Annotated in this window: 14 protein-coding genes; 6 read left to right on the top strand and 8 right to left on the bottom strand. The window is 73.3% G+C overall.

Annotated elements, in window-relative coordinates:
- Nucleotides 1-18: 18 nt before the first annotated feature.
- The 3 genes from P3T34_RS08505 to P3T34_RS08495 form a co-directional block, all read right to left on the bottom strand.
- Complete coding sequence (locus P3T34_RS08505; protein WP_280665390.1) at nt 19-1,359, bottom strand: bifunctional GNAT family N-acetyltransferase/ATP-binding protein; 1,341 nt, start codon at nt 1,357-1,359, stop codon at nt 19-21.
- A 132-nt stretch (nt 1,360-1,491) separates the two neighbouring features.
- Nucleotides 1,492-2,292: a class F sortase gene (locus P3T34_RS08500; protein WP_280665389.1), complete on the bottom strand. Its 801-nt coding sequence runs from the start codon at nt 2,290-2,292 to the stop codon at nt 1,492-1,494.
- Nucleotides 2,293-2,395: 103 nt separating this feature from the next.
- Nucleotides 2,396-2,833 carry a hypothetical protein gene (locus P3T34_RS08495; protein ID WP_280665388.1) on the bottom strand — a complete coding sequence of 146 codons (438 nt, stop codon included), beginning with the start codon at nt 2,831-2,833 and terminating at the stop codon, nt 2,396-2,398.
- Between the two features lie 278 nt (nt 2,834-3,111).
- On the opposite strand from P3T34_RS08495, the gene P3T34_RS08490 reads away from it, so the two are divergent.
- Nucleotides 3,112-5,052, top strand: a complete 1,941-nt coding sequence (locus tag P3T34_RS08490) for a Xaa-Pro dipeptidyl-peptidase (protein WP_280665387.1) — start codon at nt 3,112-3,114, stop codon at nt 5,050-5,052.
- Nucleotides 5,053-5,132: 80 nt separating this feature from the next.
- Here P3T34_RS08490 and P3T34_RS08485 read toward each other — a convergent pair whose 3' ends face one another.
- Together P3T34_RS08485 and P3T34_RS08480 are read right to left on the bottom strand one after the other, a co-directional pair.
- A complete protein-coding gene (locus P3T34_RS08485; RefSeq protein ID WP_280665386.1) occupies nt 5,133-5,378 on the bottom strand; it encodes a ferredoxin in 246 nt (81 codons plus the stop codon).
- A complete protein-coding gene (locus tag P3T34_RS08480) occupies nt 5,375-6,580 on the bottom strand; it encodes a cytochrome P450 (RefSeq protein ID WP_280665385.1) in 1,206 nt (401 codons plus the stop codon). Before P3T34_RS08480 ends, P3T34_RS08485 begins: the two co-directional genes overlap by 4 nt.
- A 251-nt stretch (nt 6,581-6,831) precedes the next feature.
- On the opposite strand from P3T34_RS08480, the gene P3T34_RS08475 reads away from it, so the two are divergent.
- Entirely contained in the window at nt 6,832-7,833 is a 1,002-nt protein-coding gene (locus P3T34_RS08475) for a zinc-binding dehydrogenase (RefSeq protein ID WP_280665384.1), read from the top strand.
- 7 nt (nt 7,834-7,840) lie between these two features.
- On the opposite strand, the gene P3T34_RS08470 is transcribed toward P3T34_RS08475, so the two are convergent.
- Complete coding sequence (locus P3T34_RS08470; protein ID WP_280665383.1) at nt 7,841-9,265, bottom strand: pyridoxal-phosphate dependent enzyme; 1,425 nt, start codon at nt 9,263-9,265, stop codon at nt 7,841-7,843.
- A 78-nt stretch (nt 9,266-9,343) separates the two neighbouring features.
- Here P3T34_RS08470 and P3T34_RS08465 point away from each other — a divergent pair, with 78 nt between their 5' ends.
- Nucleotides 9,344-10,501 carry an alpha/beta fold hydrolase gene (locus tag P3T34_RS08465; RefSeq protein ID WP_280665382.1) on the top strand — a complete coding sequence of 386 codons (1,158 nt, stop codon included), beginning with the start codon at nt 9,344-9,346 and terminating at the stop codon, nt 10,499-10,501.
- Nucleotides 10,502-10,698: 197 nt separating this feature from the next.
- Here P3T34_RS08465 and P3T34_RS08460 read toward each other — a convergent pair whose 3' ends face one another.
- Together P3T34_RS08460 and P3T34_RS08455 are read right to left on the bottom strand one after the other, a co-directional pair.
- Entirely contained in the window at nt 10,699-12,111 is a 1,413-nt protein-coding gene (locus P3T34_RS08460; protein WP_280665381.1) for a HAMP domain-containing sensor histidine kinase, read from the bottom strand.
- On the bottom strand, nt 12,108-12,812 hold the full coding sequence (locus P3T34_RS08455) for a response regulator transcription factor (RefSeq protein ID WP_280665380.1): 705 nt from the start codon (nt 12,810-12,812) through the stop codon (nt 12,108-12,110). The genes P3T34_RS08460 and P3T34_RS08455 overlap by 4 nt, the downstream gene beginning before the upstream one ends.
- A gap of 64 nt (nt 12,813-12,876) precedes the next feature.
- Between P3T34_RS08455 and P3T34_RS08450 the strand changes: the two genes are divergently transcribed.
- The 3 genes from P3T34_RS08450 (at nt 12,877) to P3T34_RS08440 (ending at nt 17,161) form a co-directional block, all read left to right on the top strand.
- Nucleotides 12,877-14,067 (top strand): UDP-N-acetylglucosamine--N-acetylmuramyl-(pentapeptide) pyrophosphoryl-undecaprenol N-acetylglucosamine transferase, encoded by a 1,191-nt coding sequence (locus P3T34_RS08450; RefSeq protein WP_280665379.1) that lies wholly within the window; start codon nt 12,877-12,879, stop codon nt 14,065-14,067.
- Complete coding sequence (locus P3T34_RS08445) at nt 14,064-15,071, top strand: SDR family NAD(P)-dependent oxidoreductase (RefSeq protein WP_280665378.1); 1,008 nt, start codon at nt 14,064-14,066, stop codon at nt 15,069-15,071. The genes P3T34_RS08450 and P3T34_RS08445 overlap by 4 nt, the downstream gene beginning before the upstream one ends.
- A 65-nt stretch (nt 15,072-15,136) precedes the next feature.
- Nucleotides 15,137-17,161 carry a HEAT repeat domain-containing protein gene (locus P3T34_RS08440; RefSeq protein ID WP_280665377.1) on the top strand — a complete coding sequence of 675 codons (2,025 nt, stop codon included), beginning with the start codon at nt 15,137-15,139 and terminating at the stop codon, nt 17,159-17,161.
- Nucleotides 17,162-17,169 lie beyond the last annotated feature (8 nt).

Below are 17,169 nucleotides of genomic sequence, written 5' to 3'. Positions count from 1 at the left end.
CCATGAGGGAGTTGTCCGTCAGATCCGGGCGTGGGTGGCGATGTCGGCGGTGAATTCCTCGATCATCGCCGCGCTCACGGTCGGGCGGCAGCGGGCGAGCGTGGCGAGGTAGTCCTCGGTGCTCGCGCCCGCTACCACCTCGCTGCCCGCGCCCGCGCCCGCGCCCGCGCCCGCGCCCGCGCCCGCGCCCGCGCCCGCGACCGCGCCGCCGTGCGCACCGGCCAGGTCGCGTTCGAAGGCGGCCTGGGCGGCGCCGCGGGCGGCGTGCTCGATGTCGGCGGGGGTGAACAGCTCGCTGGCGGCGACCAGCACGTCCACGTCGACATCGGCGCGCTCGGCGGCGTAGCGGCGCCAGATCGCGGCGCGGGCCGCGGCGTCCGGGGTGCCGATCGGCACCAGGTAGTCGAACCGGCCCGGGCGCAGGAAGGCCGGGTCCAGCGACCGCACCGAGTTGGTGGCGCAGACCAGCAGCCGTTCGTCCTGCTCCCGGAAGCCCGGGATGATCTTCAGCAGCTCGTTGGTGATCCCGTGCGCCGCGCTGTCCGGCCGGTCGCCGCGGACCGTGGCGATCTCCTCCACCTCGTCGATGAAGACCAGCACCCGCTCCAACTCGCCGATCCGGGCGAACGCTTCGCGCAGCGCCGCCGCCAGGTTGCCCTGGTCGGCCAGCCGGGAGGGCAGCAGTTCGACGAACGGCCAGCCCAGTCGGGAGGCGATGGCCCGGGCGAAGGTGGTCTTGCCGGTGCCGGGCGGTCCGAACAGGGCGATCGCGCGTGGCGGCCGTACGCCGTGCCGGGCCGCCAGCTCGGGTTCGGCGAGCGGGAGCACGATCCGGCGCTCGATCAGGCTCTTCTCCGCCTCCATCCCGGCCACCGCGTCCCACAGGCCGCTCGGCAGCAGCCGGCCGCCCAGCTCCTCCAGCAGGTCGACCGAGGGCCCGGTCGCGGGCTCGGTCTTCTCGAAGTACGCGGCGGCCGGGCGCCGGGTGTAGCCGGCGTTGCGCAGGCCCTCGCCGAGCAGCTCCTCCTCGGGCAGCACGTACGCGATCCGGCGCACCCGCAGCGCCACCAGCCGGCGCTCAAGCTCGCGCAGCAGGGCGCTCGCCACGCCGAGGCCGCGCCAGCCGGGTGCGATGGCGATCCGCATCACCCAGGCCCGGTCGCCCGCCGTGCAGGCCAGCGCCGCCCCGATCGCGGCGCCGTCGTGCACCGCCACCACCGCCGGCTGGCGCCCGGTCAGCGCGCCGATGCACTCGGCCAGCGAGAACACCGACTCCTGGCCCAGCTCGGCCGTGGTGTCGATCAGGTGGACGACGGTGGCGAGATCGTCCTCGCGGTAGTCGTGGATCAGCCAGTTCATGGGTACCGCCCCTCGCAGCTCGTGGCCCCTGACGCTAAGGGCGGAGCACGTCGCGGGGCGCCCGCCGGGACGGACAACGGCCGGCCCCCAACCGGACGCGGCGGCGCTGGCGCGGTGGCCGGGCGGTAGGCCTCAGGTCGCTCGGAGGGCGGTGAGATGGGCGAAGACGACCACGTTGGCGGTGTAGTCCTTCTTCTTGCGGTCGTACGAGCCGCCGCAGGTGATCAGGCGCAACTGGGCGTCGGGGGTGGGGCCGTAGACGCGGTTGTCGGGGAAGTCGGTCTTGGAGAAGGCCTCGGCACTGTCAACCGTGAACTCGGCGGTGATGCCGTCGTCGCGGGTGATGTCGACCTTGCTGCCCTTGGGCAGGGCGCTGAGGTTCCAGAAGACGGCCGGGGAGGTCTTGGTGTCCACATGGCCCAGGACCAGGGCGGGGCCGCGGTTGCCGGGGACGGTGCCGCCGCGGTACCAGCCGACCAGGTTGATGTTGTCGGGGGGCGGGGCGTTCAGGGTTCCGTCCCGGCCGAGGTCCAGGGAGGTGAACGGGGCGTTCACGCCGATCTGCGGGATGGTCAGGCGCACGGGGTGCGCGTCGGGGGCGGTGCGGGCCTTGACGACGGGCTTGGCACTGCCCGCCGCACTGCTCGCCAGGCTGCCGGGGACGGTCGCCGGGCCCGGGGCGGCCACCGGTCGCTGCGGCAGCACGGTGGCGTTGCCGAGCGACTGGTGGATCATGAACGAGCCGAGGACGCAGGCGCCGACCGCGCCGTAGAGCACGCGGCGCCGCCGGCGGCTCATCGGGTCGGGCGACGCGGCCGGCGCTGCCACCAGGGGTGCGGCCGTGGGCATCGCCGGGAACATGGCGGGGGGCGTGGCGGGGGGCGCGGCCTGGGGGCCGGTTGAGCCGTCGGGTGCCGGAGTCTGCTTGCCCATCGGGGTGCCTCTCTGTGGTCACACGGTCGGGGAAGCGGGTGCGCCCCGCGCGCCGCACCTCCGTGGGGAGGCGTGGCACGCGGGGCGGGGCGACACGGTGGGATCAGACCGGCAGGCCGGACGGCTTGCGGCGGCGCAGCGCCACCGCGCCTACCGCGATGCCGCCGACCAGCAGCGCGGAGCCGGTGGCGAGACCGCCGGTGCCCAGAGCTGCGAAGCCGCCGCCGGTGTGCACGGCGCCGTGCGGCTTCTTGTCGCTCTCCCACTGCTCCTTGCCCTTGGAGTCATCGAGCTTGGAGTCGTCCCACTTCTTGTCATCCGCCTTCTTGTCGTCCGCCTTTTTGGAGTCGTCCCACTTCTTGTCGTCGGCCTTCTTGTCGTCGGCCTTCTTGTCGTCGGTCTTCTTGTCGTCCGTCGTCGAGGTGCTGACCGAGTGGTCGGTCTTGGTGCTCGGGTCGACGTCAGCGTGGGCCAGCGGGGCGGCCATCGTCAGGGCGGCAGCGGCGAGAGTGGCAGCGGCAAGGTGGTGTACACGACGCATGGGGGTGATTCCTTTCGGCGGCGCACCGCGGAGGGCGACGGATCGTCAGCCAGAGGGGATCCAGGTGCGCCTCCCCCACACTCCGTCGCCCAGCGTGTCGACGCGACTTCGGATCGTGCAAACGCGTGACGCTTCGTGGTGGCAAAAGTCGACACGCCATGCCGGTGAGGCAGTATGTCCGGCCGACAACGGCCCGACAACGGCCCGACAACGGTAAATTTTGACGGCATGACGTCAAAAGCCTTCTGACCCCGCGCTCGGCGCCCTACCGTCGTGCCGTGACAATCCGACGCTCCCGCTCTTTAGCGGTACTCGCCGCCCTGCTGCTCGCCTTCGCCGCCGCCCTGGTCGCCCCTGCGGCCGCCAAGGCGAGTCCCGGCCTGCCGCCCTCGGTGCGGCACGGGTCCAGCCAGCCCATCTACTCCTACGCCAATGCCATCCGGGAGACGGTCTGGGTCGACACCGGCCTCGACGACGAGGGCAACGGCAGCAGCGACCGGGTCGCCGCCGACATCATCCGCCCCAGCGAGACCGCCGCGGCGGGCCTGAAGATCCCCGTGATCATGGACGCCAGCCCGTACTACTCCTGCTGCGGGCGCGGCAACGAGAGCCAGGTCAAGACCTACGACGCGCAGGGCAACCCGGTCCAGTTCCCGCTCTACTACGACAACTACTTCGTCCCGCGCGGCTACGCGGTGGTGCTGGTCGACCTGGCCGGGACCAACCGCTCGGACGGCTGCGTGGACGTCGGCGGCCCCTCCGACGTCACCTCGGCCAAAGCCGTCGTCGACTGGCTGAACGGCCGCGCCACCGGCTACAGTTCGCGCGCCGGCGGCAGTCCGGTCACCCCGACCTGGGCCAACGGCTCGGTCGGCATGATCGGCAAGTCCTGGGACGGCACCATCGCCAACGGCGTTGCCGCCACCGGTGTGCAGGGCCTGAAGACCATCGTGCCGATCTCCTCGATCAGCTCCTGGTACGACTACTACCGCTCCGACGGCGCCCCGCTCTACAGCGGCACCCCCGCCGACCTCTCCTCCGAGGTGGAGAGCCCGGGCGCCGCGCCGAACTGCTCGGCCGTGCAGAGCCGACTCGCCGCCGGTTCACCGTCCAACGGCAACTGGAGCCCGCTCTGGCAGGCCCGCGACTACGTCGCGTCGGCGGCGAAGGTGAAGGCCAGCGTCTTCGTGGTGCACGGGATGCAGGACCTGAACGTCCGTGACATCAACTTCTCGCAGTGGTGGTCGGCGCTGGCCTCCACCGGGGTGGACCGCAAGATCTGGCTCTCCCAGACCGGTCACGTCGACCCCTTCGACTACCGGCGCAGCGACTGGGTGGACACCCTGCACGACTGGTTCGACCACTACCTGATGGGCGTGGACAACGGCATCCAGAACGGCCCGGTCGCCGACATCGAGCGCGCGCCCGACAGTTGGGTCCAGGAGCAGACCTGGCCCGCCCCCGGCACGGTCGCCAGCACGCTCAACCTGACGCCGGGCGCGCTGACCACCGGCGCCGGCAGCGGCACCGCGAGCTTCACCGACAACCCCGCGCTGGGCGAGGACAACTGGGCGTCCGAGGCGGACCAGTCGACCTCGGAGAAGACCGTCTTCAGCACCGGCGCGCTCGCCCAGCCGCTGCAGATGTCGGGCCAGGGATCGATCACCCTGAACGTCACGCCGTCGACCAGGAGCGCGCACCTCAGCGCGGTGCTGGTCGACCTCGGGCCGGCCACCATCCGCAACTACAAGGGATCGGCCGAGGGGATCACCACGCTGACCACCCGCTCCTGCTGGGGTGAGAGCACGGCCGGCGACAGTGCCTGCTTCCTGGACACTGCCGCCGACACCGAGCAGGTGGGCTACACGATCTTCAGTCGGGGCTGGGCCGACCTCGGGCACTACGCCGGGCTGAACTCGACCGCCACGCTCACCCCGGGCAAGGCGTACACGATCACCTTCAACCTGGCCGGAACCGACCATGTGGTGCCCGCCGGGCACCGGTTGGCGCTGATCGTGGCCGGTACCGACAACGGGCTGATCAACCCGCCGTCCAGCAAGCCGAAGTTGACCGTCGACCTCGCGCGCTCATCGCTCCGGCTGCCGCTGGTGGGCGGTGCGGGGCAGTTGGCCAGGGGCACCACGTCCGTCGACGGCGGCGCGCCGCTGTATGGCCTGATGAACCGTCAGTCTCCTGCGGTGCGTGACTCGTTGCAGTAGCCGTCACAGTGGAGCCCGGCCCGGGGATCTGGAAGTCCCGGGCCGGGCTCAGCTGTTGGCCGGTGCGCGGTTCGTCCGGTTCACCAACTGGGGGCGATCTGCTCGCCGTTGTCCAGGCGGTGGACGGCCAGCGCCTCCACGGGGCAGAGTTCGGCCGCCTCGGTGACCGCCTCGCGGTCGATGGTGGCCTCCCGCAGGGCGCGGGCGCGGCCGTCCTCGCCCAGCGCCAGCTCGGCGGGAGCGCTGGCGGCGCACAGGCCGGTGCCCACGCAGCGGGTCCGGTCCACCCGGACGACCAGTGCGTCCGGCGCCTGCCGCCCGCTCACCAGGTGACCGGCAGGCTCAGCGGGCTGCGGGTGAGCAGTCCGGTGCGCCACTCGATGTCCTCGGGCTTGACCGCCAGGCGCAGCTCGGGCAGCCGGCGGGCCAGCCGGTGCAGCGCCAACTCCAGCTCCATCCGGGCCAGCCAGGCGCCCAGGCAGTGGTGCGGGCCGGCGCCGAAGGTCAGGCTGGGCGTCGGCAGCGGGGCGAACAGGTCCAGGCTGTCGGCGTCGCCGTAGACCTCGGGGTCCAGGTTGGCGGGCCGGGCGTCGGCGGCCACCACGCTGCCGGCCGGGATCAGCACGCCGCCGATCTCGACGTCCTGGGCGGCCCGGCGCAGCAGCCCGGGCAGTGCGTCGCTGTTGCCGAGCGGGATGGTCCGCAGCAGCTGCTCGGCAGCGGCCGCCGCGGCCTGCTCGCCGGTGCCGATCCGCCGCCAGTCCTCCGGGACCTCGTCCAGCAGGTAGACCAGCGCGTTGCCCAGCGAGGTCATCGTGGTCTCGTGCCCGCCGACCACCAATCCGCAGACCAACGAGACCAGTTGGCGCTCGGTCACCTCGCCGCCCTGGTCGGAGGCCTGCACCAGGCTGCTGACCAGGTCCTCGCCCGGGGACTTGCGGCGCTCGGCGATCAGCTCGGCGGCGAACATGCCGAACTCCATCATCGCCACCTGGACGGCCTGCGGGGGGTAGGCGGTGGTCGAGAGGGCATGGTCGCTCCAGTGGCCCAGCCGCTTGAAGTCCATGCCGTCCAGGCCCATCAGCCGGCTGATCACCGCGATCGGCAGCGGGCGGCTGAAGCCGGCCACCACGTCGGCGGGGCGGCCGGCGTCGGTCAGGTCGTCCAGCAGACCGTCCACGACGGAGGCCACCCACGGGCGCCAGCGCTCGATGGCCCGGGGCGTGAAGGCGCGCTGCACGGTGCGGCGCAGCCGCTGGTGCTCGACGCCGTCCAGGTTGAGTATGCCGTCCGGGTCGTCGAGCAGGTTGGGGGAGTCGGTCAGCGCGGGGGCGTCGGGGGCGTGCAGCAGCGCCCGGTTCAGCCGCGGGTCGGTCAGCACCTGACGGACGTCCGCGTGGCGGCGCACCACCCAGACCGGCGTGCCGGTCGGCAGCGCGGCGAGGACCGGCGGGCCGGGGGCGGTGAACTTCAGGCAGTGCATGGGGATGAGGGCGGAGGCGGCGGTCGCTTCGTCGTCGAGGGGCATCGGGTCTCCTGGTGGTGGCCGGGGCGGATTCGACACGTGCGGTATCTCGGGTGCTACTGACGGTAAACGTCTGACGGCCGCTCAACCAGGGTGCGGAACCAGCCAAATGCTGCGCGCGGGCGCACCCGGCCAGATCTGACGTCCCCGAACCGTAAGACCCTGCCGCTGGCCCACCCGGGGCGACGGGGCGCATCATCGTTACGTTGACCAGGACGTTGACCAGGACTTCTCCCTACCGGAAGGCAACGACGATGCTTGCAGGCCGACTCAACATCAGGACGCGCGTCCTCTCGATGGAGGAGGTGTCCACGCCGCACGCAGGACCGGGCGAGGTGCGGATCAAGGTCGCCGCCGCCGGGGTCTGCCTGTCCGACGTGCACCTCATCGAGGGCAGTCTCACGCCGCTGCGGCTGTCGGGCGACACGGTGACCCTGGGGCACGAGAACGCGGGAACGATCGACGAGGTCGGCGACGGGGTGACGGGCCTGGCGGCCGGGCAGCGGGTGCTGCTGCGAGCCGGGGAGCCGCGCGGCGGCGTCGTCTTCACCCGCGGGGTCGACTACGACGGGGGCTGGGCGGAGTACGCGGTGGCCCGGGCGGACACCGTGGTCCCGATCCCGGACAGCCTGCCGTTCGAGCAGGCCTGCTTCATCCCCGACGCGGTCTCCACCCCCTGGGCGGCGATCACCACCACCGCGCAGACCCGCCCGGCCCAGGCCGTCGGCGTCTGGGGCGTCGGCGGCCTCGGCGCCCACGCGGTCCAGCTGCTGCGGCTGGTCGGGGCGGCTCCCATCGTCGCGGTGGACCCGCTGCCGGCGGCGCGCGAGCGAGCGCTGGCGTTCGGTGCGGACATCGCGCTGGATCCCGCCGATGAGCAGTTCGCCAAGGCCGTGGCGAACGCCACCGGCGGCACCGGGTTGAGCGTCGCCTTCGACTTCGCCGGCGTCCCGCAGGTGCGCGAGCAGGCGATCGGCTGCCTGGGCGAGCTGGGCAAGCTGGTGCTGGTCGGGCTCAGCGACCAACCGATCACGGTGACCGACGGCACCCGCTTCAGCTACCTCGGCCAGCAGATCCTGGGCCACTACGGTTCGCGGGCCGAGCACATCCAGCAGCTGGTGGCGCTCGCCGAGTTGGGCCGCCTGGACCTCTCCCGGTCCGTCAGCGAGATCCTGCCGCTCGCCGAGGCGCCGGAGGCCGTCCGGCGCCTGGCGAGCAAGCAGGGCAACCCGATCCGGATCGTCCTGCGGCCCTGAGCAGCCGTCAGAGCCGGCGCAGCAGCGCCCGCAGCTCGGCCGGGCCGACCAGGCCGACGCCGTACCCGTCGTGCAGCACCACGGCCGTGCCGCAGCCGCGCTCGGTCAGCTCCGCGAGCGCGGTCTCGGCGCGCTCGCCGGTGCCGAACTGCGGGAGCGGGGCGAGGAGATGGTCGCCGACCGGATCGCCCGGCTCGGCCTTGCCGTCGGCCACGGCGGCCTCCAGCTGCTCCAGCGACACCGCGCCGACCAGCTCCGGCGCGGCAGGCTGGCGGCCCGGCCCGATCGGGCACGGACCGACCGACAGGACGGGCTCCGCCCCTTCCGCGTGCCGGGCGCGGAGCGCCTCCAGGGCCTGGCCGACGGTGCGGTGGTGGTGCAGATACGGCAGCGGCCTCGCGCGCAGCTCGGCCGGCAGCGCGTCGCCGACCCGGGCGGCGGACTCGTCCCCGTCCCCGTCGAGGAAGCCCAGGTGCAGCAGCCAGTCGTCGTTGAAGTACTTGGACAGGTACTGCTTGCCGGAGTCCGGCAGGATCACCACCACCAGGTCCTGCGGGGTCAGTCCGGCGGCCACCCGCAGGGCAGCTGCCACCGCCGTGCCGGCCGAGCCACCGGCCAACAGGCCCTCCTCGCGGGCCAGTCGGCGGATCGTCAGCAGCGACTCGCGGTCGCCGACCGACAGGATCTCGTCCACCACGTCCTGGTGGTACGACTGGGGCCAGACGTCCTCGACGGTCTCCGGATGCCGGAAGTGCCCGGCCGCCTCGACGAAGTACGGGCGCCCGTCGCCGCCGCCGTAGACCGAGGCCGCCGGGTCCGCGCCGATCACCCGCACCGCGCCGCCGCTGACCTCCTTGAGGTAGCGCCCGGTGCCGCTGATCGTGCCGCCGGTGCCCACACACGACACCAGGTGGGTGATCCGGCCCTCGGTCTGCCGCCAGATCTCCGGCCCGGTGCTCAGGTAGTGCGCGCTGGGGTTGTTCGCGTTGTTGTACTGCCCGGCCAGCCAGCCGCCCGGCGTCTCCTCGGCGATCCGCGCGGCCACGTTGAACAGGTGCTCGGGATGCTCCGCCGGCAGTCCGCCGCGTCCGACCAACACCTCGGCGCCGTAGGCCCGCAGGGTGGCGACCTTCTCCGCGCTGGCCTTGTCCGAGATGACGAGAATCGCCCGGTACCCCTTGGCCGCGGCCACCATCGCGATCCCGACACCGGTGTTCCCCGACGTGGCCTCGACCACCGTACCGCCGGGCTTCAGCGCCCCGGACTTCTCGGCCTCCTCGATCATGCGCAGGCCGATCCGGTCCTTCACACTGCCGCCGGCACTCAGATACTCCAACTTGGCGTAGACGGCGGCACCCGCCCCCTCAGGCGTGCGCAGGCGCACCAGCGGGGTGTTGCCGATGAGTTCGAGCAGCGACTCGTGAGCTTCCATCGCGCCAGCTTAGTGGTGGCCGCTCGACCTCCTCGGGGGCGGTTCGCGGGGCCTCAGGCGTCCGCAGGTTTTGCCGCCGTGTTCCGCCTGGGAATCGCCGCCACCGCCTCGATGCTGCTCGCCGGGCTGACCCCGACCGGAGCCGCGGCAGGCGTTCCGCTGCCGTCGGTGCCCCGGTTGAGCTGGCAGGCGTGCGCGGACGGCTTCCAGTGCGCGAGTGCCGCGGTGCCGCTGGACTACCGCGACGTGCGGGGCCGGTCCGTGCAGCTCGCGGTCATCCGCCGCCCCGCGACCGACCCGGCCCATCGGATCGGTTCGCTGTTCTTCAACCCCGGCGGTCCGGGCATCCCCGGCACGGAGGCGCTGCCCGCCGTCTACGGGATGTTCCCCGAGCAGGTGCGCGAGCGATTCGACATCGTCAGCTTCGACCCGCGCGGTATCGGCCAGTCCACCGCACCGCAGTGCTTCCCCGACGACGCGACCGAGCAGCGGTTCTTCGCCCAGCTGCCGGCCGGCTACCCGGTCGGCGCGGACCAGCAGGCGAGCTGGGCCGACACGTACGCGCGCTTCGGCCGGCAGTGCGCCGCCAGTGACGGCACGGGCCTGCTGGCCCACCTGTCCACCGCGGACGTCGCCCGCGACATGGACCTGCTGCGCCAAGCCGTCGGCGACAAACAGCTCAGCTACCTGGGCACCTCCTATGGCTCGTACCTGGGCGCCCTGCTGCAGCAGCTGTGGACCGCGCCCTCCACGCGGGGACCACTGCTGACCGGCGGCCTCGCGGGTCAGCGGCCCGAGCAGACCCTCGGCGTCCTGTGCTCCGACACCGCCAACCCCAACCCGCTTGCCGGCGCCGACTATCCGGCGCTGGCCGAGCTCGCCCAGGCACGGTCGGGCGACGTCGGCCCGTACTGGGTCTGGCAGACCGAGCGCTGCGCCGACTGGCCCGCCGACGCCCGGCAGGACCGCTACGCAGGGCCGTGGAACCGTCCGACCTCCGCGCCCATCCTGGTGGTCGCCAACACCGGGGACCCTGCCTGGCCCTACGAAGGCTCCCGCACCATGGCCGACACCCTCGCCCGCGCTCGCCTGCTGACCGTCGACGGCTACGGTCACACGGTCCTCGGCAACCCGAGCACCTGCGCCGCCGGCAGCGAGGAGCGGTACCTGGTGAGCGGTCAGCTGCCGCCACGCGGAACGGTCTGCGAGCCGGACCGCCGGCCCTTCGCCGCCTGAGGCCGTCCACCGGTCCCCTGTCCCACAGACGGGACGCGCCCTGGCACGCCGGCGTCAGGAACAGGTCCAACCTGGTGGCGACCACGTCCTTGGGCGGGGTGAGGCCCAAGTGCCGGTCGCCCGAAGCGGCGTATGGTGCGCGTGATCAGCGGGCCACCCCTGACGGTACGGCGGCACGGTACGGCGAAGTGACGGCCTCAGCGCGCGGCGCCGAGGCCGTGGTCGTCGAAGTGCAGGCGGAAGAGGGCGCCGCCGTCCGGGGCCTGCTCGGCGGTGAGGGTGGCGCTGTGGGCCTGGGCGATCTGGCGGGCCATCGCGAGTCCGAGGCCGGAGCCGGGCAGGGCGCGGGCGGCTGACGCGCGGTAGAAGCGGTCGAAGACGTACGGGAGGTCTTCGGGTGCGATGCCCGGACCGTGGTCGCGGACGGTCAGTTCGAGCGCTTCGAACGGCGAGCCGGTGAGGGTCACCTCGACCGGTCCGCCCGGCGGGCTGAACTTGGCCGCGTTGTCCAGCAGGTTGGAGAGCAGCCGGGCGAGCCGGGCCGGCACGCCCGGCAGCGTGAGGTCGACCGCGTCCGGCGAAACGAGCAGGTCGAAGGCCACCGTGGGCCAGTGGTCGCGGGCCGCCGAGACGCAGTGCTCGACCAGTGCGGCCGGTCGGACCTGCTCCAGCAGCGGCTGCGGCTCCTCGTCGCGTGCCAGCTCGATCAGGTCGTTGACCAGGCCGGTCACCTCGCGCAGCTGGCGGTGCAGCCCGGCGGACGCCCGCTCCCGCTGGGCCGGCGTCAACCGCTCGGCGCGGGCCAGGAGTTCGGCGTTGGTGCGCAGGGCCGTGAGCGGGGTGCGCAGCTCGTGTGAGGCGTCGGCGACCAGGCGGCGCTGGGCCGCGACCGACTGCTCCAGCTCGCCGAGCATGGTGTTGAAGCTGCTCGCCAGTCGGGTCACCTCGTCCTCGCGGCGCCCTGCGGGCGGCCCCGGCGGCAGTTCGATCCGCAGACCGGCGTCGCGGGTCGCCGCGATCCGCTCCGCGGTCGCGGTCAGCCGGGCGACCGGCGCCAGGCCGGTCCTGGCCACCACGTAGCCGAGCGCGCCGGCCAGCAGTACGCCCGCTCCCGCCACCGCCGCCATCAACTCCCCTGCCTGGCGCACACCTTGCTCGACGGAGTCCGAGCGCAGCGCGACCTGGACCGCCTGTCCGTCACCGAACGGCGCGGTGTACATCCGCGCCGGATGCCCGCTGACCTGGATGTTCGTGTAGTACGCGCCGTGTTGGCGGGCAGCGACCTGGCGGGTGGCCGTGGTCACCGGCAGCAGGTACGGCGCGGCCGGGTCGGCGCTCGCGGCGGCCGGCACGATCTGGGTGCACGCGGGCGCGGCGAGGTAGCCGCACTCGCCGTAGGAGACGCCCGGGACGCGGTTGCGGTCCTGCTGCTGCAGCAGGCTGACCTGCTGGACCAGGTGCAGGTCGAGCTGGTGGCGCAGCTCGTAGCGGACGATGGTGAAGGCCGCCGCGCAGACGCCGAGGGCCACCAGGGCGACCGCGGCCGAGCCGGCCAGCGCGAGGCGGGTGCGCAACGGGCGGCGGCGGCGCCAGCGGGCGTGCGCTCTCATGCCGGGTCCAGCCGGTAGCCGACGCCGTGCACCGTGTGCACCAGCCGGGGCTCGCCGCCGGCCTCCAGCTTGCGGCGCAGGTAGCCGATGTAGACGGCGAGCGAGTTGGAGTCCGGGCCGAAGTCGACGCCCCAGACCCGCTCCATGATCACCTCGCGCGGCAGTACCTGTCCCGGGTGCAGCATCAGCAGCTCAAGCAGGGCGAACTCGGTGCGCGAGAACTCCAGAAGTCGGCCGGCCCGACTTCCGGTGCGGGTGGCCGGGTCGATCGTCAGGTCGCCGGCGGCGATCGTGCCGAGTGCGCCGGGCGTCGCGTCGAAGGGGTCGGGGGCGGTGCGCCGGAGCAGGGCGCGCAGCCGGGCGGCCAGCTCGTCCAGGGCGAAGGGCTTGACCAGGTAGTCGTCCGCGCCGGCGTCCAGGCCGTCCACCCGGTCGCTCACCGAGTCGCGGGCGGTGAGCACCAGGACCGGTGTGCGATCGCCGAGTGCGCGCAGCCGGCGGCAGACGGCGAGGCCGTCCAGTACCGGCATCAAGATGTCCAGGACGAGGGCGTCGGGTTGCCAGCGGCTCAGCTCGGAGAGGGCCGCGAGGCCGTCCGGGGCGCCGCGCACCGCGTAGCCCTCGACCGCCAGGCCGTCCTCGACGGCGCCGCGCACCTCCGGGTCGTCGTCCACGACCAGGATCTTCAGCTGGTTGCTCATGGGGACAACCTTCTCAAACTGCGCTATTAGAACTCTCTTAAGTCGGCTGGCCAGGCTGCGGTGCATGCGGACCGAAGAACCGACGACACGACAAGTCGACCTGCCCACCCTTTCGGTGGTGATCGGCGCGGGCGGCACCGGCGGGCACATCTACCCCGGCCTGGCCCTGGCCGAGGCGCTGCGCCGAGCTGAACCGAGAGCGGTGATCTCGTTTGTGGGCACTGCTCGCGGCCTGGAGACCCGACTGATCCCGGAGGCCGGCTACCAGCTGCACACCGTGGACATGATCCCCTTCGACGCAGCCCTCGGCCTGCGCCGCTACCTGCTCCCGGCAGCACTGCTGCGCTCCGGCCGCCAGTGCCAGGAGCTGCTGCGGGCCCAGGGCGCACAGATCGCGGTCGGCATGGGCGGCTACCCGAGCGCCCCGGTGATCGTCGGGGCGCGGCTGGCCGGACTGCCCAGCGTCATCCACGAGTCCAACGCCGTCCCCGGCCGCGCCAACCGCTTCGCCGCCCGGCTCACCCCGCACGTCGCGCTCGCCTTCGACCGGACCAGGGCGCACCTGCCGTCCGGCACCGCGGCCGAGACGGTCGGCATGCCGCTGGTCGGCGCGGTGGCCGGCCTGGACCGCGCCGCGCTGCGGGCCGAGGCGCGCCAGGTGTACGGCGTGCCGCCCGGCGCACGCCTGGTGCTCTTCAACGGTGGCAGCCTCGGCGCGACCCGGTTGACCGAGGCCGCCGTCGAGCTGGCCGCGCGCTGGCGCCACCGCACGGACGTCCGCCTGCTGATCAAGACCGGACCCGCCGCCTACCAGGACGCCTGCGCCCGGCTGGCCCACTCGCCGATCGCCGCGCCCGTCCCCTACCTGGACCGGATGGACCTCGCCTACGCCGCCGCCGACCTGGTGGTCTGCCGAGCCGGCTCGTCGACCGTCGCCGAGCTGTGCACGGTGGGCGTCCCCGCCGTCCTGGTCCCCTACCCGCACGCGCCGCACGACCACCAGACCCACAACGCCCGGGTGCTCTCGGACGCCGGCGCCGGCCTGCTGCTCCCCGACGCCGAGTGCACCGGCGAGCGGCTGGCCGAGCTGACCGAGCCGCTGCTCGCCGACCCCCGACGGCTCGCCGCGATGGGGCGGGCCGCCGACCCCGGCACCCACGCCCGCGCGGCGGACCTGCTCGCGGCCAAGGTGCTGCGGACCATCGGCCGCACCGCCCCTTTCGAAAACCACGCACCAGCATGGAGGAACGCATGAACGCGAACGCGAACGACGAGCAGTACTGGAACGGCCGCAAGGTCCTGGTCACCGGCGCCGAGGGCTTCATCGGCAGCACGCTGGTGGATCTGCTGGTGGCCCGCGGCGCGCAGGTGCGCGCCCTGGTGCACTACAAGCCGTACGCCGAACGCGGCTACCTGGCCCCGTACTTGGCGAGCGGCGAGGTGGAGATGACGGCCGGCGACGTGCGCGACGCGAGCAGGGTGCTGGACGCGGTGGAGGGCTGCGAGACCGTCTTCCACCTCGCCGCGCTGATCGGCATCCCGTACAGCTACCAGGCGCCCGAGGCGTACGTGCAGACCAACGTGGTGGGCACCCAGAACGTCGCCAACGCCTGCCTGCGGCACGGCGCCCGCCTGGTGCACACCTCCACCAGCGAGGTCTACGGCACCGCGATCACCGCTCCGATCAGCGAGCAGCACCCGCTGCAGCCGCAGTCGCCGTACTCCGCCTCGAAGATCGGCGCGGACATGATGGCGCTCTCCTACAGCCACTCCTTCGACCTGCCGGTCTCGGTGGTGCGCCCCTTCAACACCTACGGACCGCGCCAGTCCGCCCGCGCGGTGATCCCCACGATCCTGGCCCAACTGCACTCCGGCGCGGCCGAGATCAGGCTCGGATCCCTCACCCCGACCCGGGACTTCACCTACGTGGGCGACACCGCGGAGGGCTTCCTCGCGGTGGCCGCCAGCGACCGCACGCTGGGCGAGGTGGTCAACCTCGGCACCGGCAGCGAGGTCTCCGTCGGCGAACTGGCTCACGCGCTGATCGCCGCCTCGGGCCGGCAGGCGCAGGTCGTGGTCGACCCGACGCGGCTGCGCCCGTCCGGCAGCGAGGTCGAGCGGCTGCTCTCGGACAACTCCCGGGCGCGCGAACTCGCCGACTGGAAGCCGCGGGTGGAGCTCGCCGAAGGCCTGGCCCGCACCTCGGCCTGGGTCGCCGCCCACCTGCACGCCTTCGCCCCGGACCGCTACCAGGTCTGATCCGGGCTACGCCCGCGTGCGGGCTGGAGCGAATTCGAGCGACAGGACGGCCGGGTTCCTGGACGATGACGGTCGATGACGCGCGGGGCGACGCGGTGGTGAACGGGGTGACGGTGACGGGGATGTCGTTGGAGGCGCTGGACTCCGTGGCGTGGGGCGAGCTTGCGACGGCGTCTCCGAGCGACGGGGTTGAGGACGTACCGCGGACGCTGCGCCTGCTCGCCCTGGCGGGGGCGCAGGCGACGGAGGAGGACTGCTATCCGCTCTACTCCCTCGCCACGGGCGACGGGGCTCGGACGCCGTCCGCAGCGGCAGCCGCCCTGCCGTTCGTCGTCGCGCTCGCCGCCGACCCGGCCATGGGCGCGCGGGTCTCCCTCGTCGAGCTGCTGGTGGTCATGCAGGCACCGGCTCTGACAGACGAGGACTGGACGGGGGCGTGGTCCCTGCTCGCGGATCCCGAGCCGGCGGTGCGGCGGGCGGCGCTGCCCCTGGCAGCCGGGATCGTACGGCTGCTGGAGCGATGGCGGGTGGAGACGGACCCTACGGTACGGCTCCCGCTGCTGCTCGCCCTCGGCGAGGCTGCAGCCGGGGCCGGCAGGGCGGGCGACGGTGTGGACGACGCGCGGGCGGTGCTCGCGGAGGTGCTGGGCGGCGACGATCCGGTGCTGTGGGTCGCGGCCGTGCACGCCTCGGCGGGACTCGACCCGGAGCTGCCGGTCCGGCAGCTGGACCGGCTGATCGCGCTGTTCTCCGATCTCGCGTTGCGGCCACGGTTCGAGGAGGTCTGGTACACCCCGGCCGTCGACGGTCCCTGGACCCGCGAGGACCTGGTCCGGTCGACGGCCTGGCTGCTCGCGCACGACTCCGAGGCTGAACTCTCTTTCGCCGTCCGGCTGGTCGAGACGGCGGACCGCACCGGGGACGCCGCGCTGTGCCGGGAGGCGCTGGACCTGGCGTGGCGGCTCCTCACCAAGCGACGTTCGGCGGAAGCCGCCTTGCTGCCGCTGGCCGGCGGGCTGCTGACCGATCCGGACGGCGCCGTCCGGCTGCGGGCGGCGAACATCCTCGCGGTGCTGGGCCCGCCGGCGGCCCCGTACGCCGACCGGCTCGCCGAACTGCTCGACGACGACGGGGCCGACGAGTACCTCGACGGAACGGTCGGCGAAATCGCCCGTTGGGCACTGGCCCGGATCGGTGACCCGCGCGCCCTGCCGGGCCTGATCGAGCAGCTCCGCGCGCAGGAGGAGGAGCAGGGCCGCGCCTACGTCATCGGTGATCCGCGGCGGCCGGACATCAAGGACGTGCTGATCCCGCTGCGGGCACATGCGGACGTCCTGCTGCCCGCGATGCGGGAGACGGTCCGGCAGGGCGGGGCGCGGGGCGGTGCGACCCGCGGGTTCCTTGAGGTGCTGGAGGCCTGGGGCGAGGACGCCTTGCCGGCCCTGCCCGATCTCCTGCCGCTGCTCGCCGACACCTGGACCTCGATGCACGTGGTCGGCGTGCTGGTGGCGATGGGCCCGGCTGCCGCCGCTGCCGTGCCGGCCCTGCGGACCTGCCAGGTCCTTGACTACCCGGGTAACCACCGGGCGGTCGCTGCGGCCGTCGTGCGCATCGGCGGCGACCGTGCGGCGGCGCTCCGGTTCCTCGGCGACGCGGTCCTGGCGGCCGAGGAGCCCGACTACGGGCCGATCGCGGCCCTGGCCGACTTCGGCCTCGACGCGGCACCCTACGCGGACCGGGTCCGACGCGCCATGGAGAACAGCACGCACTGGCAGCGGCTCACCGCCGCGATCACGCTCTGGTCGATCACGGGCCAGGCCGAAGCGAGCATGCGGGTCCTGGAGGAGTTCGTGCTGCCGATCGCCGACGGCGGTGACGGCTTCCGGTTCTTCCGGGACACGCTCCAAGCCCTGATTCGCATGGGCGAGATCAGCCCGGCGATCCGGGCCGCGCTGCTGAGGGTCCGGCAGTCGGAGCGTCGCCTGTCCGCAGACGGGGGATACCCGAGGATTCTCCGCGACGAGGAACTACGCGGCCTGGTCGAACAGGCCCTCGCGTGTGCGGGTCCCCGCTCGGGCTCGACTCTGTGACTCTGTGG

The sequence above is a fragment of the Kitasatospora sp. MAP12-44 genome (assembly GCF_029892095.1).
In the GTDB taxonomy this organism is placed as follows: Bacteria; Actinomycetota; Actinomycetes; order Streptomycetales; family Streptomycetaceae; genus Kitasatospora.
This window is presented reverse-complemented; position numbering and strand designations above follow the sequence as displayed.